Origin of the sequence: Cryobacterium sp. TMT1-2-2, assembly GCF_004403505.1 — a bacterium.
GTDB lineage: Bacteria > Actinomycetota > Actinomycetes > Actinomycetales > Microbacteriaceae > Cryobacterium > Cryobacterium flavum.
This window is the reverse complement of the sequence record NZ_SOGS01000005.1, coordinates 26,440-44,463: the sequence shown is the minus strand read 5'-3', so window position 1 is coordinate 44,463 and position 18,024 is coordinate 26,440. Positions and strand designations below refer to the sequence as shown.

Annotated in this window: 23 protein-coding genes; 15 read left to right on the top strand and 8 right to left on the bottom strand. The window is 64.7% G+C overall.

All coding sequences use genetic code 11. From position 1 onward, the window contains the following. The first annotated feature begins 38 nt into the window (after positions 1-38). On the top strand, positions 39-515 hold the full coding sequence (gene tadA / locus E3T35_RS03920) for a tRNA adenosine(34) deaminase TadA (RefSeq protein WP_206750604.1): 477 nt from the start codon (positions 39-41) through the stop codon (positions 513-515). Between the two features lie 3 nt (positions 516-518). Here the strand turns inward: tadA and E3T35_RS03915 are convergent, their stop codons facing one another. After that, positions 519-1,481, bottom strand: a complete 963-nt coding sequence (locus tag E3T35_RS03915; RefSeq protein WP_092340498.1) for a cation diffusion facilitator family transporter — start codon at positions 1,479-1,481, stop codon at positions 519-521. 94 nt (positions 1,482-1,575) lie between these two features. Here E3T35_RS03915 and proC point away from each other — a divergent pair, with 94 nt between their 5' ends. Continuing rightward, a complete protein-coding gene (proC, locus tag E3T35_RS03910) occupies positions 1,576-2,424 on the top strand; it encodes a pyrroline-5-carboxylate reductase (protein WP_104088147.1) in 849 nt (282 codons plus the stop codon). 42 nt (positions 2,425-2,466) lie between these two features. On the opposite strand, the gene E3T35_RS03905 is transcribed toward proC, so the two are convergent. The 3 genes from E3T35_RS03905 to E3T35_RS03895 all read right to left on the bottom strand — a co-directional run bounded on the left by E3T35_RS03905 (position 2,467) and on the right by E3T35_RS03895 (position 6,023). Then, a complete protein-coding gene (locus tag E3T35_RS03905) occupies positions 2,467-3,852 on the bottom strand; it encodes a cobalamin biosynthesis protein CobQ (RefSeq protein WP_166789820.1) in 1,386 nt (461 codons plus the stop codon). A gap of 115 nt (positions 3,853-3,967) precedes the next feature. Continuing rightward, a complete protein-coding gene (locus tag E3T35_RS03900) occupies positions 3,968-4,639 on the bottom strand; it encodes a TrkA family potassium uptake protein (protein WP_092340496.1) in 672 nt (223 codons plus the stop codon). Next, the gene (locus E3T35_RS03895) at positions 4,632-6,023 is read right to left on the bottom strand and encodes a TrkH family potassium uptake protein (protein WP_134377928.1); all 1,392 of its coding nucleotides are present in this window, start codon (positions 6,021-6,023) and stop codon (positions 4,632-4,634) included. The genes E3T35_RS03900 and E3T35_RS03895 overlap by 8 nt, the downstream gene beginning before the upstream one ends. Positions 6,024-6,167: 144 nt before the next feature. On the opposite strand from E3T35_RS03895, the gene E3T35_RS03890 reads away from it, so the two are divergent. From E3T35_RS03890 to E3T35_RS03875, 4 genes are all read left to right on the top strand, one after another. Continuing rightward, a complete protein-coding gene (locus tag E3T35_RS03890; RefSeq protein WP_134343854.1) occupies positions 6,168-6,635 on the top strand; it encodes a helix-turn-helix transcriptional regulator in 468 nt (155 codons plus the stop codon). 109 nt (positions 6,636-6,744) lie between these two features. Continuing rightward, positions 6,745-6,843, top strand: coding sequence for a 30S ribosomal protein bS22 (locus E3T35_RS03885; protein WP_003792170.1), 99 nt, complete (start codon positions 6,745-6,747; stop codon positions 6,841-6,843). Positions 6,844-6,986: 143 nt separating this feature from the next. Then, complete coding sequence (locus tag E3T35_RS03880; RefSeq protein ID WP_092340493.1) at positions 6,987-7,256, top strand: glutaredoxin family protein; 270 nt, start codon at positions 6,987-6,989, stop codon at positions 7,254-7,256. Then, the gene (locus tag E3T35_RS03875; RefSeq protein ID WP_092340492.1) at positions 7,253-7,552 is read left to right on the top strand and encodes a Dabb family protein; all 300 of its coding nucleotides are present in this window, start codon (positions 7,253-7,255) and stop codon (positions 7,550-7,552) included. Before E3T35_RS03880 ends, E3T35_RS03875 begins: the two co-directional genes overlap by 4 nt. 133 nt (positions 7,553-7,685) lie before the next feature. Here the strand turns inward: E3T35_RS03875 and aspS are convergent, their stop codons facing one another. Next, entirely contained in the window at positions 7,686-9,014 is a 1,329-nt protein-coding gene (gene aspS, locus E3T35_RS03870; RefSeq protein ID WP_134377918.1) for an aspartate--tRNA(Asn) ligase, read from the bottom strand. A gap of 220 nt (positions 9,015-9,234) precedes the next feature. On the opposite strand from aspS, the gene E3T35_RS19130 reads away from it, so the two are divergent. The 9 genes from E3T35_RS19130 (at position 9,235) to ccsB (ending at position 16,270) form a co-directional block, all read left to right on the top strand. After that, positions 9,235-9,390 (top strand): hypothetical protein, encoded by a 156-nt coding sequence (locus E3T35_RS19130; RefSeq protein WP_166789819.1) that lies wholly within the window; start codon positions 9,235-9,237, stop codon positions 9,388-9,390. A gap of 450 nt (positions 9,391-9,840) precedes the next feature. Then, entirely contained in the window at positions 9,841-10,377 is a 537-nt protein-coding gene (locus tag E3T35_RS03865) for a hypothetical protein (protein WP_134343857.1), read from the top strand. Further along, a complete protein-coding gene (locus E3T35_RS03860; protein WP_134377917.1) occupies positions 10,370-10,912 on the top strand; it encodes a hypothetical protein in 543 nt (180 codons plus the stop codon). The genes E3T35_RS03865 and E3T35_RS03860 overlap by 8 nt, the downstream gene beginning before the upstream one ends. Further along, a complete protein-coding gene (locus E3T35_RS03855) occupies positions 10,909-11,475 on the top strand; it encodes a hypothetical protein (protein WP_134377916.1) in 567 nt (188 codons plus the stop codon). The genes E3T35_RS03860 and E3T35_RS03855 overlap by 4 nt, the downstream gene beginning before the upstream one ends. A gap of 47 nt (positions 11,476-11,522) precedes the next feature. Further along, a complete protein-coding gene (locus E3T35_RS03850) occupies positions 11,523-12,167 on the top strand; it encodes a histidine phosphatase family protein (protein ID WP_092340485.1) in 645 nt (214 codons plus the stop codon). After that, positions 12,164-12,766, top strand: coding sequence for a TlpA disulfide reductase family protein (locus E3T35_RS03845; protein ID WP_134343859.1), 603 nt, complete (start codon positions 12,164-12,166; stop codon positions 12,764-12,766). The genes E3T35_RS03850 and E3T35_RS03845 overlap by 4 nt, the downstream gene beginning before the upstream one ends. Beyond that, a complete protein-coding gene (locus E3T35_RS03840) occupies positions 12,763-13,524 on the top strand; it encodes a cytochrome c biogenesis CcdA family protein (protein ID WP_092340483.1) in 762 nt (253 codons plus the stop codon). Before E3T35_RS03845 ends, E3T35_RS03840 begins: the two co-directional genes overlap by 4 nt. Next, positions 13,508-15,184 carry a cytochrome c biogenesis protein ResB gene (locus tag E3T35_RS03835; protein ID WP_134377927.1) on the top strand — a complete coding sequence of 559 codons (1,677 nt, stop codon included), beginning with the start codon at positions 13,508-13,510 and terminating at the stop codon, positions 15,182-15,184. Before E3T35_RS03840 ends, E3T35_RS03835 begins: the two co-directional genes overlap by 17 nt. A gap of 69 nt (positions 15,185-15,253) precedes the next feature. Then, a complete protein-coding gene (gene ccsB / locus E3T35_RS03830) occupies positions 15,254-16,270 on the top strand; it encodes a c-type cytochrome biogenesis protein CcsB (RefSeq protein ID WP_134343868.1) in 1,017 nt (338 codons plus the stop codon). 83 nt (positions 16,271-16,353) lie between these two features. Here the strand turns inward: ccsB and E3T35_RS03825 are convergent, their stop codons facing one another. From E3T35_RS03825 to E3T35_RS03815, 3 genes are read right to left on the bottom strand one after another with little or no spacing between them, the layout of a single operon-like run. After that, positions 16,354-17,358, bottom strand: coding sequence for an o-succinylbenzoate synthase (locus tag E3T35_RS03825; protein ID WP_241988722.1), 1,005 nt, complete (start codon positions 17,356-17,358; stop codon positions 16,354-16,356). Positions 17,359-17,406: 48 nt separating this feature from the next. Then, the gene (locus tag E3T35_RS03820) at positions 17,407-17,661 is read right to left on the bottom strand and encodes a hypothetical protein (RefSeq protein WP_104129780.1); all 255 of its coding nucleotides are present in this window, start codon (positions 17,659-17,661) and stop codon (positions 17,407-17,409) included. After that, a complete protein-coding gene (locus E3T35_RS03815; RefSeq protein WP_134377915.1) occupies positions 17,658-18,008 on the bottom strand; it encodes an ATP-dependent DNA ligase in 351 nt (116 codons plus the stop codon). The genes E3T35_RS03820 and E3T35_RS03815 overlap by 4 nt, the downstream gene beginning before the upstream one ends. Positions 18,009-18,024 lie beyond the last annotated feature (16 nt).

Here is an 18,024-nt window from a genome sequence, read left to right as displayed (position 1 = left end):
AATTCTACTAGAGGCAATCCCCCGGCTTAAGGTGACACATGCGTGCACAAGATCAACACGAAGAGTGGATGCTGCTCGCCCTCAGCGAGGCGCGCGCGGCGCTCTCCTCCGACGACGTACCGGTGGGAGCCGTCGTCATCGATGCTGCGGGCGTGGTGATCGGGCGCGGCCGCAACGAGCGGGAACTGCACCAGGACCCGACCCTGCACGCCGAGGTCGTCGCTATCCGGCAGGCCGCCGCGCACACCGGTGACTGGCACCTGACCGGCGCCACCCTGATCGTCACCCTCGAGCCCTGCGTGATGTGCGCGGGCGCGATCCTCGCCGCCCGGGTGCCCACGGTCGTGTTCGGCGCCTGGGACGCGAAGGCGGGCGCGGCCGGATCGGTCTACGACGTGCTGCGCGACCGCCGGCTCAACCATCGGGTTGAGGTGTTCGCCGGCGTCAATGACGCCGAGTGCGGCGAAGTCCTGCGCGAGTTTTTCGAGGACCCGGCCCGTCGGGCCGCGCGCTGAGGCCTACTCCAGGCCCTTGATCACAAAGGTGTCGGTGGGCGGATTGGCCAGGTTCGGGTCGAAGAAGATGTCGGGTTCGAGATAGATCGTGCGGGCCAGCGGCACCGCCGCGCGTATTCGGGTTTCAACGGCATTGATGTCGGTTGCGACGTCGGCGAACCGGTGCTCGCCGTCGAAGGCCAGCTTGGCGCCGACCAGAATCTCGTCCGGGCCGAGGTAGAGCGTCTTCAAGTGGATGATGCGCTTGGTCTCCGGGCCGTTCAGAATGGCCGCTTCTATGGCGTCGAAGTCCTTCTTGCTGGCGCCCTCGCCCACGAGCAAACTCTTGGTCTCGATCCCGAGAATGATCGCGACCAGAACGAGCAGTGCGCCAATCAAGAGAGTTCCCACGGCGTCCCAGAGCGGTTCATCGGTGAGGATGGTCAGGCCGACCCCCACAAAGGCGAAGGCGAGGCCGGTGAGAGCCGCGACATCTTCGAGCAGCACCACGGGCAGCTCTGGCGCCTTGGCGTGGCGAATGAACTGCACCCAGGACTGTGTGCCGCGGGTGTGATTCGACTCCCGAATCGCGGTGCGCAGCGAAAATCCTTCGAGCACCATTGCGATGGCGAGTACCAGAATCGGCAGCCAGGCATTTTCGAGCGGATGCGGATGCTGCAGCTTGTCGAAACCCTCATAGAGCGAGAATACCCCGCCGATCGAGAATAGAATGATCGACACCACGAAAGCGTAGACGTAGCGTTCCCGGCCATAGCCAAACGGATGCTCCAGGTCGGCCCGCTTCTTCGCCTTGCGACCGCCGAGCAAGAGGAGCAGCTGGTTCCCGGCATCCGCTACCGAGTGCACCCCCTCGGCGAGCATCGACGACGATCCGGAGAAGCCCCAGGCCACGAACTTGGTCACTGCGATGCCCAGATTTGCCGCGAATGCTGCCACGATTGCTTTGTTTCCGCCGGATGCGCTCATGAAAACATCTTAGAACCGCGCGTCTGCGGTCGAAGGCTGCGCCCGGGCTGGCCGTTTTGGGCGTCCCGAGAGCGCAAAAAAGTAGACTGGTCGGATGACTTCTTCCCAGAACGTGACTCTGCCCACGATCGCCTTCCTCGGCGCCGGTTCCATGGCCCGCGCCATTCTGGCCGGCCTGCTGAAGCCCGGTGTGACCGTCACGGGCGGCATCCGGGTCACCAACCGCACCGCGGTGAAGGCCGCTGAGCTGGCCGACACCGAGGGGGTCACCGCGTACGCGACCGAGGTCGACAAGGATGCGAACCTCAAGGCCATCGATGGCGCTCAGATCGTCATCATCGCCGTCAAGCCTTACATGGTCGCCGATCTGCTGGCCGAAATCGGCAGTTCCCTTGCACCCGGCACGCTCATTCTGAGTGTCGCGGCCGGCGTGACCATCGACACCTTTGAATCGCTCCTGCCCGAAACCGTGCACGTCATCCGCACCATGCCGAACACCCCGGCCGTGGTCGGCATGGCCGTCACCGGCATCAGCGCCGGCACCCGATCGAGCGACGCCGACCTGGAGCTCACCCGCGCACTGTTCGCCACGGTCGGCGACGTGCTGGTCGTGCCCGAGAGCAAGCTCGACGCCCTCAGCACCATCTCCGGTTCCGGCCCGGCCTACGTGTTCTACCTGATCGAGCAGCTCACCGAAACGGCTATTAGCAAGGGCTTCACCCCCGAAGAGGCCGCCGTCATGGTCAACGGCACCTTCCTCGGCGCGAGCGCGCTGCTCGCCGTCTCCGACAAGTCGCCGAGCGAGCTGCGCCGCCAGGTGACCAGCCCGGCCGGCACCACCGAGCGTGCCGTCTGGGAACTCGAAAAGGGCGGCCTAAAGGAGCTCTTCGACGCCGCAACGGATGCCGCACTCGCCCGTGCGAAGGAACTCGCCGCCTCGTAGGCCTCCCGCTAGAGCCGTGCGCGCATTACAGCCCTGCGCGCCTTACAGCCCTTCCGCGATGGCCGCCGTCGCCTGCAGCCACGCTGCACGGGTGTGCGGTGCCAGGGCGTCGATGATGAGCGGGCCGCCACCGACCAGTGAGGCGTCGTAGGGCACGTCGACGACCGTGCGGGTGAGTTGGCGAAAGTGGTCGTGCAGACGCTTCGACAGTTGCTCGTCAGCGGTTTTCGACGGCGAGGCGAGCACGGTGACCGCCTGGGCAACCTTGTCCGCGTGGCCCTTCTGTCGCAGGCCGTCGATCAGTGACGCCGCACCGTAACCGGTGTCCTCCCGAATGGTCGACACGATCACCAGCTGGTCGGCGGTATCGACCGCCGCCTCCCAGTTGCTGGCTCGCATGTTGTTGCCGGTGTCGATGACGAGAACCCGGTAGAAACGGCTCAGCGTCGTGTGCAGTTTGCGAAAAGCGTCGTCGTCGATGCTCGCAGCACCCGCCGGGTCGAGGTCGGAGGCGAGCGCGTCGAACTGTGCGTCGCCCTGCGAGCGCACATAGTTGTCGAGGTCGCCCACCCGGGAACGGGCATCGCCAAACCGGTCGAGGTCGCGCAGCAGGTCGACGGCGGTATTGGTGTGTCTGGCCGCTTGGGCGCGAACGCCGAGCGTGCCCATGGTTTCGTTGTTGTCCCAGGCGAGCGTGTAGCCGCCACGGTAGATGCCGAAGGTGGCCGCAATGAGAAGCGTCGCCGTGGTCTTGTGCGCTCCGCCTTTGGGGTTGAGCACCACGATGGTGCGCGGGCCGTTCAAGCTGCGCTGCACGGCCGCGATGGCGGTGCGCTGCCTGCGCTCGGTGGAACTCGGCGTGGGTGAGACCAGGCCGCCGCTGAGGCGGCGCACGGCGCCCTGCCAGCCGTGCTCGGCCGGTCCGGCTGGTGCCGGTGGCCGGGAGCTGAGAAAGTCGGCCAGGTTGGGCGCAACGGGTGACGCTGCGGGTGACGGGGGCGTGGCATCCGCTGGGGGCGCCAACAGCGACTCGAATAGGGCGCTCGCCGGCGCTGCGACGGGCGGCTGCAGCAGCGTGGCAAACGGCGTCGGTTTCTCGATGTCGCTCACAACGGGCAGGGGCGCAGTTTTCGCCGGCTTCGGGCGGCCGACCACGACGACCGGTCCGGCGGATTCGACTCTCCCGTTGGGATGCACGGTCAGCGGCCAGTCTCCCTGCTCGTCACTGACCCGCAGCAGAACCGACTTTCCGCGGCTCCGGGCAGTCTCGACCACGAGGCCGATGATCTCCTCGCGAACTCCGGCTTCATCGGTGCCGGTGACGCGGCGGCGGGAACCATCGATGGTCACCTCGCCCGTCGTGTCGGTCTGAACTGCGGCGACAATATCGGCCGGGGTGTTGGCAAGAGCGGGCACGTCGGGTGACATGGGTGAGCCTTTCCGTTCGCGCACACGTCGTCAGCGCGCAACCTCGGGTGAGCTGCTGCGAGAAATGTCCGTAAATAGGAGACTAGCCGGTCGTCTCCCCCAAATAGGGGGAGAGCTAGGAACCGAGCGCGGCGAACCGCTCGATATCGGCCTCGGCCCCGGACACGATGATGAGGTCGTGGTTGGAGACGACGGTCTCCGCGGTCGCGTAGGTGAACGGTTTTCCGGGGCTCTTGACGCCGACGACGGTCACGTTATACTTGCGGCGCACCCCGGAATCAATGAGGTTGAGGCCGCGGATCGGCTTCGGCGGGTACATCTTCACGAGGGCGAAATCGTCGTCGAATTCGATGAAGTCGAGCATGCGACCCGACACCAGGTGGGCGACCCGTTCGCCGGCCTCGGCCTCGGGGTAGATGACGTGGTTGGCGCCGATGCGTTCAAGAATCTTGCCATGCGACTTGGAGATGGCCTTGGCCCAGATCTGCTGGATCTTGAGGTCCACCAGGTTGGCCACGATGAGCACGCTGGCTTCCACCGATGAGCCGACGGCGCAGACCGCGATCGAGAAGTCCTGCGCGCCGATTTGTTGCAGGGCCTCGAGAGAACGGCCATCCGCTTGAACGGCGTGAGTGACGCGCTCCGACCACTTGGATACGAGCGCCTCGCTCGTGTCGACGACGAGTACTTCGCGGCCCAGTCGGTCGAGCTGGCCGGCCGTGGCTGCGCCGAACCGTCCGAGCCCGATGATGAGCACGGGGGCGTCGTGTTTGATGCGATCAACCAACGATGGGTCTCTCTTCCGGGCGTTTGAACAGTTGCCTGCTGTGGCTTGCGGCCAGTGCTGCCGCGAGAGTCACTGTACCAACCCGGCCCATGAACATCGTCGCCGCCATGACGTAGACGCCCTCAGGCGGCAGGTCCGCTGTAAGTCCGGTGGACAGTCCGCAGGTCGCGAAGGCGCTGATCACGTCGAACAGCACGATGTCGAAGGGTTGCTTCGAGATGTGCAGAATCAGGATGCTGGCGACGGCGACGGTGGTCGCGCCCCACAGCACGACGCTGACCGAGAGGCGCAAAATGTCGCTCGGAATGCGCTTGCCAAACGCTTCCATCTCCTGCTTGCCGCGTGCTTCGGCAAAGGCGGCGAGAAAGAGGATGGCCAGGGTCGTGACCTTGATACCGCCAGCGGTCGACGCCGACCCGCCACCGATGAACATGAGCATGTCGCTGAGCAGCAGGCTCGACCCGTGCAGGTCGCTGATGTCAATCGTTGCGAAACCGCCCGAGCGCGTCATCACCGACATGAACAACGATTGAAAGATGGTGTCGCCGGCATTCAGTGACCCGAAGGTCTTCGGATTGTCGAACTCGAGAATGATGTAGAAGATCATGCCGAGGATCATCAGGGCGATCGTCGTGACCAGGGTGAGCTTGACGTGCACCGACCAGCGGCGCGGCCTGCGCCAGCCGCGCGCAAAGGCGTAGATCACCGGAAACCCGAGGCTGCCGAGGAATACACCGATCATGAGCGCGCCGAGAAACCAGTAGTCGCCGGCGAACTGGTCGAGTCCACCGGAGTTCGGGTTGAACCCGGTGTTGGTGAACGCCATCGCGGCGTAATAGAAGCTGTGCCACAGAGCTTCGCCGATCGCGACGCCATCAAGCAGCATGCGGGGAAAGAGCAGCGCTGCAACGCCGACCTCGATGACGAGTGCGCTGATCGCGACGGTCAACAGCAGGCTGCCGACCTCGCCGAGCCGAACGGTCTGGCCCTCGTTGACCGGGCCGGAATGGATGCGGGAGGGGTTGGAGTCGCTGGCCGCCATTAGCTTGGCGCGCAATCCGAGCCGCCGCGAGATGACCAGTCCCATCAGGGACGCGAGCGTCAGAACGCCGATGCCGCCGATGTTGACGCCGACGAACACGAGAATGTTGCCGAACGCTGACCAGTGCGTTGCCATGTCGACCGTGGTGAGGCCGGTGACGCAGATGACAGAGACCGCAGTGAACAGCGCGTCGTGCAGGGGCGTAACCGTGCGATCGGCCGAGGCGATCGGCAGCGAGAACAACACCGTAAACACCAGGATGAGCGCGCTGAACACCAGAATGGCGAAGCGCGATGGCGACTTGTGGGCGAGCGAATCCACGCCATCGCGGAGGCGCACCAAAATGGAGAGTGGGCGCGGAAAAAATGGTTCAGTTCCGGTTCGAGACAACACCTGGAACCCCCGATTGACCTGCGACTATTGCCAGTTTGAAATGGTACTACGCAGCGGTGGTGATTACCCAGCAGTAATGACTACCCTGAAGTTATGGCAGACATCTTTACCGTGGTGGCGGATTCGGCAAGGCGGGACATCCTGCGCATCCTCTTGGAGCGCGCTGTTCCCGCGGGCGAAATTCGCGGTCCCTCCGGGGATGTTCGAGGCGAGCTGAGCGTGTCCGACATCGTCGGGCACCTCGGTCTGAGCCAGCCGACCGTCTCCAAACACCTCAAGGTGTTGCGCGAAGCCGGCCTGGTCGCCGTGCGTGAAGACGGGCAGCACCGGTTCTACCGGTTGGAGTATTCACCGCTTGAAGAGATCGAGGACTGGCTGATTCCGTTCCTCAGCGTCGACTTCGACCAGGCCGTCAAGAACGCCGATCTTGAGGCCGACGCTGGCCTGAAAGAAGAGCAGCGTGCGTTCGCTTCGGCGATCGGGAAGGCCTTCGCTGACGCTTCGCAAATGTCACACGTCGTCAAAGATGCCACCGCGAAAAAGTGGCGCAGAAACGGCTAGATCAGGCCCGATCCGCCCCCTGAGTAGTTGGAGCGGGTTTTGTCCGGTAGAATGGTGTTTTCGTGTCAGTCGCGGGCCCCGCGACTAAACCAATACTTGTGAGGTCCGTGTGGGTTCTGTAATTAAGAAGCGACGCAAGCGTATGGCGAAGAAGAAGCACCGCAAGCTGCTTCGCAAGACTCGCCACCAGCGTCGTAATAAAAAGTAGATCGACTTCGTAGTTTTTCAACTGCTCATCGAGCAAAGCGCTAGCCCCTCGGGACTGGCGCTTTTTGCTGTCCCCGACCGTTCCCTGGTCGATGCGCCACCGTGCCCGTCGTCTCGAGGTGCAAGTCGCCCTAGGCTGGGACAATGGCCACCGCACACCTGACCCTGATCGGCAAGCCCGGTTGTCACCTCTGCGACGACGCACGCGACCTGGTCGGCAGTGTCGTCGCCAAGCTCGCTGGCGACCCTGGCGCGCCCACGATCACGTTCGAGGAACGTTCCATTCTCGATGACGCCGAACTGCACGAGCTGTACCTCGAGGACATCCCGGTGCTCCTCATCAACGGCAAAGTGCACAACTACTGGCGCATCGATCCCGTGCGCCTGCGCACCGCCCTACTGGAGGTCTCATGACCATTCGCCACATCGTCTGCTGGAAGCTCACCGCACTCACGCCCCGCAAGAAGGCCGATGATGCCGCAGGCATTGTGGCCGGCCTGGAGGCGCTGGTGGGTATCGTTCCCGAGATTCGGGCGTTGACGGTTGGGCCGGATGTTGCCGGTAACGAAAACTGGGACGTCGCGCTTATCGCCGACTTCGACGACCTCGAGGCCCTCGACCGCTACCAGAAGCACCCGGAGCACAAGAAGGTCGGCGCGTTCATTCGCACCGTCGTTGCTGATCGCCTGGCCGTGGACCTCGAGGTCTAGCCGGCGCCGATCTCTGTAACGGGGCGGGGGCATCCGCTGGCGTAGGCTATGCCGGTAAATTTGCGACACGCCAGATGCTCGGGCTGGCGTGTCGCAAATTTTACCGGCATTACGTACCGGCCCGGCGGGGTTACTACGGCTCGAGGCGGGTCGGGCCGCGGAACAGGTACGTCACCTCGCGGATGCTCGCCTGGTGCAGCATGAGCATCAGCACCCGGGCCAGGCCCATGCCGAAACCGCCGTGCGACGGCACGCCGTAGCGGAAGAAGTCGAGGTAGCCCTCGATCTCCTTCGGGTCGAGGCCCTTCTCGATCGCCTGCGCTTCGAGCACCTCGATGCGGTGCTCGCGCTGGGCGCCGGTGGAGATCTCGGTGCCGTTGAAGATGAGGTCGTAGCTCTTGGTGATCGACGCGTCTCCGTCGTGACGCATGTGATAGAACGGACGGATGCTCGAGGCGTAGTCGGTGAGGAAGACGAACTCGTGCCCGTACTTCTCAGCCACGTAGGCGGCGATCTGGCGCTCGCCCTCCGGGTCCATGTCGTCGTCGTCGCGGGGAACCTCGTAGCCGCGGCTCTTCACGATCTCCTTCGCCTCAGCCAACGGGATGCGCGGGAACGGGGTGCTCGGAACGGTCACCTCGACGTCGAACAGGGCGAGCACCTCGTCGCCGTGCTTCGCCTTCACAGCGGTGAACCCGGCGACCATGAGGTCTTCGTGCAGCTGCATGACGTCGTCGTGGCTGTTGATCCAGCTGATCTCGGAGTCGACACTGGTGAACTCGGTGGCGTGGCGGCTGGTGAACGAGGGGTCAGCACGGAACGCCGGCCCGACCTCGAAGATCTTGCCGAAGCCGGCCGACTGGGCCATCTGCTTGAAGAACTGCGGGCTCTGCGCCAGGTACGCCTTGGTGTCGAAGTAGCCGACCTCGAACAGCTCGGCGCGACTCTCGCTCGCGCTCGCCATGAGCTTGGGAGTGTGCAGTTCGATGAAGTCGTGCTCGATCCAGTACGTGCGCATCGCGTGCTCGAACGTGGTTTGGATGCGGAAGATGAGGTTCTGCTTGGGGTTGCGCAGGTCGAGGAAGCGCCAGTCCATGCGCTTGTCGAGGCTCGAGTCGGCCGCGATCGGCGTCTCGGGAATGGCGGCCGACACCACGGTGAGGGTCGCCAGCTTGATCTCGATGCCGCCGAGCTTGACTCGCTCGTCGTGCTTGAGCGCTCCGGTGACGGTTACGAAGGTGCCCTGGGCTAACCCTGAGATGCTGGTGGCTGGTTCGTCCGCGACGACTTGGCCGTCGGCATCCGTTGTGCGGGGATTGACCAGCTGCACGGCACCGGATTCGTCGCGGAGGACGACGAATTGCACCTTTTTCTGGTCTCGAACGGTATCGACCCAGCCGGACACCGATACGGGGCCGTCGTCGAGAGCGGACAGGTTCTTGATTAATACGCGCGAAGTCACTGTTCGAGCTTAGCCGGAGCCGCTCGCGGGGACCCGCCGAGGAGCGCCCGGTAGAGTGTGGTTCGGGAGGGACGGTTCATGACGCAGAGCAAACTTGAGGTCGATACCGGGGCCGTTCGCGGCCTCGCCGAGAATTTCGACGCCGTTCGTCGCGGCCTCAGCGATGCCAGCGCAGTCAGCGCGGAGTTGGGCGCATGGTCGGCATGCTCATTTGGCGAGCGTGATCGACGATTTCTCTTCGAAGTGGGACGACCGTCGCAACGAACTGACCGAGCAGCTCACGCAGATGCATGCGATGGGGCAAACCGTCGCGGACGGCTTCGAATCGGTGGATTCCGAACCCGCTCGAGCGTTGACTGAAACTCCTCCGTCGTGAGCGGTTACGATCCGCTCCCGGGCGACCCGACCAGCGTGCGCTCAGCGGCGACCAAGTACACACTGACTGCGGATGCCGTACGCGAATCGGCCGCCGAACTGCGCCGGCTCATTGCCTCTGATGACCTGGGCCGGAGCGAGGCCGTATCGGCACTCGTGGAGCTGTCCGGCGACGTCGCCGGCCGGCTGGAAAAGCTGCACGGCCGCTATGAAACGGCGGGCTCGTCGCTCTCCGCCTACGCCGATTCCCTGGAAACGGCCCAGACATTGGCGCGGCAGGCGATCGATGCGCGTGATTACGCGGCGGGCGAAGCAGCGATCGCTCAGTCCTGGGCCGACCACTATTCCGACGCGGTGAGCGAAGCAACCGCCCCGTCCTCAACGCGGGTGCCTCCCTCGACGATTGGTACAAGCAGGTCAACGACCAGGCAACATGGAGAGTGGGATCGTCATGGTGAAGCCGGGTTGGCAGAAGATGGCACTCCGTGTCTCGGACCGCGTGTTCTTCGGGTCCCTGGTGTTTTTCGTCATTGTCTGTATGGGGCCAGCGCTCGTCATCGCGGTGCTCGGGCTCCTGACCGGCTCGACGCCGACCGAGGAACAGGGCGGGTTCTTCGGCTGGAGCGCCGAGTATCCGGCGTTCAACCCCCAATCGTGGACGCTGTTCATCCCGGCAGCCGGAATGCTGTTCCTCTCTATTTGGACCATCCCGCTGCCACTGCGGCGGTTTCCCAAACCGGGGCGCGCCACGTTCGCCTGGTTTGCCTTCGTGGCCTTCCTGTTCTCCATTCCGTTGGGCACCGCCTATTTCGGGGCTCCCGGCATCCATAACGAAGGCACGCTGGCGTTGTTTGTCTACCTCGTGGCGTGGCTGGTCTTCGTCGTACGCGACATCCTGGGCTGGGTGCATCTCGTTCCGCTGGCTTGGCGTGAGGGCCCATCGGTGCGCACTCGCCGCGCAGGGAAGCCAGCGTCGGCGGATGCCTGAATCCGTTTCGCCGCAGCCAGCTGCACTATCGGCGCCGCGTGTTCGATGCGCCTACCGACTCGTGCTTTCCCCGGGCTGGGTTCTGATTCCGGTAGGCGACTCGGCGGATGCTGCCATCGCGAATCTGGTCGACCGACAATTTGCCGGCCTGCCCACTGACACGTACGGCCCGCAGAAGAAACGACTCGGGGCCGGCCTGCGCACCATCGCGGCCAAAGCGCGCCGAGCCGGTGGGCTTGACCTCGTGTTTCCACTGGCGATGCCGTGGCTGGTTCCAGTTTCAGCGGGAATCGTGACGAGCGAGGTGCGCACCGACGTTCCGTCAGACACTGCCGTCGCCCTTTTGGCGGAACGAATGCAGCCCGGGGGACCGAACGTGACGGTCGCCCGCACCAGGGCCGGTCCCCGGCGCACCGGCAGCTTCCTGGTGTCAGCGCTCTCGGTCTCCGGAGCGCCGATCGCGGAGTTCGAACCAATTGTGGAAGCGCTCACCGAGCTCTTCGACGTCATGATGGAATCGGTGGTTTGGGCATGACAGCAACCATTCGGGTCGACTTTGATCGTGACCTATGGCTCTACGTACCCGAGGAATGGCCGTGGAACCCGTTCGCGGATCTCGACGCCTGGGCCGGCACGATCACGGGTCTGTTGACGGATGCCCATACCCTCGATGCGGCGACCGCGAGCTGGATCGATGAATCGTTGCACTCGATCGCAAATGACAGACCGGAGACCGAGTCCCGCTTTGTCTACCTGGCGAACCCGGCGGAGTACGTCTTCTTTGTGAGCGTGCTGTACCCCGCCAGCTCATCCGAGCTGACCCTCGAGGACCTCGCGGCGGTGCACGACCCCGCGGCGACGAGCCCCGTCACGGCGACCACGTTTTCGTCGGAGCTGCTCGGTGACGGGGTGCGCACCATCCGCTACGCCGACGTCGGGGAGCCCGATCATGACATTGCCGCGATTGCGCAGTATGCGTGGAAGGGTGACGACCTGGACGTGGTGGTGATCGCCGCCAATTTCAACATTGCGCTGATGACCGAGTTGCTGCCGATCGTGGATGACCTCGCTCGGAGCATCAGCATTCTTGACGCCTGAGCGCTCTCACGGCGGTTTCAAGGCTGGCCCCTCCGTAGACTAGTGGGGTGGTAGCCAGTCAAGTGCATCTCGTGCGTCACGGTGAGGTTTATAACCCCGAACGCGTGCTCTACGGACGGCTGCCGAACTATCGGCTCTCCGAGCTGGGCGTGCTCATGGCGGCCACCGCCGCCGACGAACTAGTCGAACGCGGCCGCGCGGTCGTGCGCGTCATCGCTTCGCCGCTGCAGCGCGCGCAGGAATCGGCCGCCCCGGTCGCGACAGCTTTTTCGCTGTCGATCGACACCGACGAACGCATCATCGAACCGACCAACGTCTTTGAAGGCAAGCGGATGCGCGGCCAGGGTGGCGCGCTCCGCGACCCGCGCAACTGGCCGGCCCTGATCAACCCCCTGAAGCCGAGCTGGGGCGAACCGTTTCGCGCCGTCTCCGAGCGGATGCTTGCGGCGATCGACGAGGCCTGGAACTCGGTCGACGAGGGCGACGTCGTGCTGGTCAGCCACCAGCTGCCGATCTGGATGGTGCATCGCTCCCTCGCCCATGAGCGGCTCGCCCATGACCCGCGCCAGCGCCGCTGCGACCTGTCGAGCATCACCACCCTCTCCTGGCACGGCGATCACTTCGCCGAAACCGCCTACGCCAGCCCGGCACTGGCCCTTCTCGACCCGAGCAACGATGTGGGTGCCGTATGAACCGCCGCAGCCTTCCACTGATCGCACTCGCGGCCGCCGCGTTGCTCCTCGCCGGCTGCTCTTCTGACCCGCTCGCCGACCAGTACCGGGAGGGCTCGAGCAAGGGCTTCATCGCCGGCGACGGCAGCGTCACCGAGATCGCCCTCGCCGATCGCGGTGACGCTATCGACTTCTCCGGGGTGACCGAGACGGGCGAGACCGTGACGAGTGCTGACAAGCTCGGCGAAGTTCTCGTCGTCAACTTTTGGTACGCGAGCTGCGCGCCGTGCCGCGCCGAGGCATCCGACCTGCAAAGCCTGAACGCCCAGTTCGAAAACGACGGGGCAAGCTTTCTCGGCGTCAACGTGCGCGACCAGGCGCCGAACGCCATCGCCTTCAACGACACCTACAGCGTGACCTACCCCTCGGTGCTCGACGTCGATACCGGAGCCATGCAGCTCGCCTTCAGTGGCAGTATCCCGCCCAACGCGGTACCCACCACCCTCGTGCTCGACGCCGAAGGCCGGGTCGCTGCGCGCATTCTCGGCCAGGTCACCTCGCCGTCCATTCTGGAAACCCTGATTCGGGACACGATCGCGGAGACTGGCACGACCGAGTGAACAATCCCTTCGGAGAGATCGTCTTCAGCGGTCAGCTGCTCTTCGCCATTCCCATCGCACTGCTTGCCGGGCTGGTGTCCTTCGCCTCGCCGTGCATTCTGCCGCTCGTACCCGGGTACCTCGCCTACATCGGTGGTTTCACCGATGGACGCACCGGCGCGTCCAAGCGTGACCGGCGCGGCCGCACCCGGCTGCTCGCCGGCGTGGGCCTGTTCGTGCTCGGCTTCACCGTGGTGTTCGTGCTCACCGGAGTCGTGTTCGGTGCCGCCGGGTTCTGGCTCAACTCCTATCGCGACCTGATCACCCGCATTGCCGGTGTCGTGGTCATTTTGCTCGGCCTGGTCTTCGTCGGGCAGTTCGGTGCCATGCAACGCACCATCAAGACCAACTGGCGCCCGAAGATGGGCCTGGCCGGAGCGCCGGTGCTCGGCGCGGTCTTCGCGGTCGGCTGGACGCCGTGCACCGGCCCCACCCTCACCGCCATCAACTCGCTCAGCCTCGGCACCGGATCGCCCTGGCAGGGCGGCCTGCTCGCCCTGTTCTATTCTCTCGGCCTCGGAATTCCGTTCCTACTGATCGCACTCGGACTCAACTGGGCCACCGGATCGGTCGCATTCCTGAAACGGCATATTCGTGCCATCAACCTGTTCGGCGGGATTCTGCTCGTCGTCATCGGAGTACTCATGGTGAGCGGCATCTGGAACACCTGGCTCCTCGATCTGCAAGGGGTGATTGGCAACTTTGTCCCGGCCATCTGACCACTACGATTCCCGCCCGCAGACACAGGGGCCCGGCGTCGTGCAGCCCAAACTCGGTCTGACCGGCTGGTTGCGCTGGTTCTGGCGTCAGCTCACGAGCATGCGCACCGCGCTGTTCCTGCTGCTGATGCTCGCCATCGCGGCCATTCCAGGGTCGCTCGTGCCGCAGCGTAGCTCCGACCCGAACGGCGTCACCCAGTACTTCGCCGACAACCCCGACCTCGCGCCGAACCTTGACAAGCTGCAGGCCTTCGACGTCTACACTTCGGCCTGGTTCTCGGCGATCTACCTGCTGCTGTTCATCTCGCTCATCGGCTGCGTCATTCCGCGCACCAAGCACCACTTTCAGGCCCTGCGCGCCAAGCCGCCGACCACGCCGGCCCGGCTCTCCCGACTATCGGGTTTCACCGAACGAGACGCGCCGGCGCAAGCGGATGCCGCCACCGCCATCACCCACGCCCGCACGGTCCTGAAATCCAGCGGCTACCGCGTCGCCCGCTTCGATTCCGACACCGAATCATCCGTTTCGGCCGAGCGTGGGTACCTACGGGAAACCGGCAACCTCGTTTTTCACGCGGCGCTCGTGGGCATTCTGGTGACCGTCGGCTTCGGTGGCGGCTACGGCTTCGCCGGCCAGCGCGTGCTGGTTGAAGGCCAGACCTTCGTGAACACCCTGCTCGCCTACGACTCCTTCAACCCTGGGCGCTTCTTCGATGACACCACCCTCGACCCGTACACGCTGAGCCTCGAGGACTTCTCGGTCTCCTACGAACAGCAGAACCTGCAGGCCTACGGGCAGCCGATCGACTTTACCGCCGACGTCACTGTCACCCCCAAAGGTGAGGCTCCAGAGCCCGGCGTCGTCAAGGTCAACGGACCGCTGCGCACCAACGGCACCAGTATTTACCTGCTCGGCAACGGGTACGCACCGACCATTCAGGTCACGGCCCCCGACGGCACCGTCGTGTTTTCCGATTCGGTGCCGTTCCTGCCGCAGGACGCCAACCTCACCTCGCTGGGCATCGTGAAGGTTCCCGACGGCCTGGCCGAACAGCTCGGCATGATCGGCTTCTTCTATCCCACCCAGGACAAAGCGGCGTCGGGAGCGAATTTCTCCAGCTATCCCGATCTCGAATATCCGCTGCTGACCCTCAACGTGTACACCGGCGACCTCGGTCTCGATGCCGGTGTGCCGACATCCGTCTATTCGCTCGTCACCGACACTCTGACCCAGCAGACCGGCGGCAAAACCGGAGTCGAATCGATCGAACTCAAGCCGGGCGCCTCAGCCGAGTTGCCGAACGGCCTCGGCACGGTCAGCTTCGTCGACAATGACCCGGCCGCGTCGGCCGCCGGTGACTTCACCAAGTCGGTTTCGCGCTTTGCCAGCTTCGATATTCACTACGACCCGACGCAGATCTGGCTCATCTCCTTCTCCACGCTCGTATTGTTCGGCCTGTTCACCGGGTTGCTCGTGCCGCGCCGCCGAGTCTGGGTGAAGGCAACGACCCGCGCCGACGGCACCGTGCAGCTCGAGTACGCCGGCCTCGCCCGCGGCGACGACCCGGCCCTCGAGGCCGCCGTCACGGCCGTAGCCGACCGGCACCTGAAACTGCTCAACTCCCACCAAACCGTCGCCGCCACCCCCGAATCGACTTAGGCTTACATTGTGAATCTGACTGACTCCGCACTGCTCAATTCGTACTCGCTCTACGCGCTGTATTCGGCGATGGCCGTCTACGCCCTCGCTTTCATCGCCTTCGCGATCGATCTGGCCCGCCGGTCCAGTGCCGTCGGTGCGATCGAGGAGGCCGATTCGATCGAAGCGGATGCCGCCTCATCAGCGGGTTCCGCCGCCTCCGTCGGCAGCACCCGAACCCTCGAGCGACCGGCGCTGAAGCGGCCCGTACTGAGCCGGATCAGCGCCCGCATGGACAATGACGCCGCGCTGCCATACGGCCGGTCGTCGAGCCTTCGCGTGGGCGTCGCCCTGACCGTGCTGGCTTGGGCGTTGCACCTCGCGGCGACCATCATGCGCGGTGTCGCGGCGGATCGGGTGCCGTGGGCGAACATGTACGAGTTTGCCATGACGGGCACCTTGCTCATCATGACCGTGTTCCTGATCGTGCTGGTCCGTTCCGACCTGCGTTTTCTCGGAACCTTCGTTACCGGGCTCGTGCTCGTACTGCTCGGCATTGCCGCCCTGCAGTTCTACGTGGAGGTCGCTCCGCTGCCGCCGGCTCTGCAGTCAGCGTGGCTCGTGATCCACGTCTTCGTGGCGTCACTCGGCACCGGAATGTTCGCCTTGGGCTTTGCCCTGTCGGCCGTGCAACTGTTGCAGTCCCGGCGGGAGAACCACGTACTGGAGGGGGCGGCCGCGCCTCGCGGGCCGATCGCATCCGCGCTGCGTCTTCGTTTTCTGGCCACGCTGCCGTCGTCGGTAACGTTGGAAAACCTGGCCTACCGCATCAGCATCATTGGCTTCATTCTGTGGACCTTCACCCTCATGGCCGGCTCGATCTGGGCCGAGAAGGCCTGGGGCCGATACTGGGGCTGGGACACCAAAGAGGTGTGGACGTTCATTATCTGGGTCATCTACGCCGGCTATATTCACGCCCGCGCGACCCGCGGCTGGCGCGGATCACGCTCAGCCTGGCTGGCGATCATCGGTTTCTCCGCCGTCATGTTCAACTTCGGCATCGTCAACGTGTTCTTCAAGGGCCTGCACGCCTATTCGGGCCTGTAGCCGTTAACGACGCGAAAGCGAAAAAACGTTGCTTCGGTCGGTCTGAAACAACGTTTTTCCGCTGTCGCAGGAAGAATCCCGGGCTACTCGGCGGCGATCAACGCGTGGGTGCGCGCTAAGCGCGCTAGCCACCAGTCGCGGCGCTCGGGGCTGGCCGCGTGCTGCGCCAGCAGCGCGGCATCAGGCACGACCCGGCGCACCGGGACGGCGCCGTTGACCGGCAGCAGCGGCTCGGTCGTGACGTCTTCGGCCAGCAACGACGCCGTACCGAGACCGCAGTCGAAGTACAGCCCCGGAACGGATGCTGCCAGGTGCGCGCCCATCGACAGTCCGATCGACGTGTCGAGGGCGCTGGAGACGACGACCGGCAGTCCGGTCTGGCCGATGATGGACAGCGCTGCACGGATGCCGCCGAGCGGCTGCGCCTTGATCACCAGAATGTCGGCGGCGCCGGCCCTGGCCACGGCAAGCGGGTCGCCGCTCTTGCGCACGCTCTCGTCGGCGGCGATCGGCACGCTCAGATAGGTCGTGCGGTGACGGATATCGGCGAGCTCCGGCACGGTCATGCAGGGCTGCTCGACGTACTCGAGGTCGAAAGCGCTCAGCGCATGAATGGCGTGTTCGGCTTCGTCGACGTTCCACAGCCCGTTCGCATCGATGCGGATGCGCCCCTCAGGGCCGAGCACGCGGCGCACCTCGGCTACCCGGGCGACGTCGTCCGCGAGGGTCTGATCGGGGCTGGCGACTTTGACCTTCGCGGTGCGGCAGCCGGGAAAACGGGCGAGTACCTCGGCCACCTTCTCGGTCGGAACGGCGGGCACGGTGGCGTTGACCGGAATGCTCGTGCGCAGCGCGTGGGGAGTGCCCTGCCAGCCGAAGTCGATCGCGGCCCGCAACCAGTTGGCGGCCTCGGCATCGGCATACTCGACGAATGGCGAGAACTCGGTCCAGCCTTCCGGGCCTTCCAACAGCAGTGCTTCCCGGCTGTCCAACCCGCGAAACCGGTCGAACAGTTTCAGGGAGACGACATGTGCGGAATCGAGAAGCTCTTCCAGGGGGGGGACCGTGGCATCCAGTGAGGTCATCATGGTTCCAGTGTGTCAGCCTCCGGCTGGATAGACGGCCAGAGCGGGGCGCTAATCCTGTTCGTACAGCTCGTCACCGTCGTGATCGTGATCGACACCGTTCGGCTTGACGTTGACCATCGCCACGGCGATGCCGGGCGCGATAAGCAAATAGGCGTCTTCGAACCGGCCTTCACCGCTGTTCACGCGCAGCCAGTACGGGAGCCCGGCGCCCAGGGCGCCGTCGATCTCCACCTGGACTGCTTCAATGGAACGGCCGCCGATCGAATATGGTTTGCCGCCATAGACAATGTCGATGCGGTTCATGGTTCGTCCTTCACTGAACTCGATTGTGCAGCCGACGTTTGTGCGGCTCCAGAGCGGGGTTCCGGAACGATCTGCAATCCGGCGGAAGAATTGGCCGTGGCCATGAGTACTTCGATCCAGTCGCGGTTCAGGGTGGGTGAGCGACTGCCGAAGTATTTGTAGGCGATGGGGATGCCGGGGTGCAGCCAGATCGTGCTGCGGCCGTCGCCAGCCTGCGGGTCGTCGCGCCAACTGAAGTAGAACGATTCCCCACGGCGCAGCTTTGCGCCGATGACAACCTGAATATGCGCCAGTACCCGATCGTCGAAGTCCGCGGTGAGGGTGGAGTCGTAGGTCAGCTTTCCCATGTCTCGCTCCTGCTCG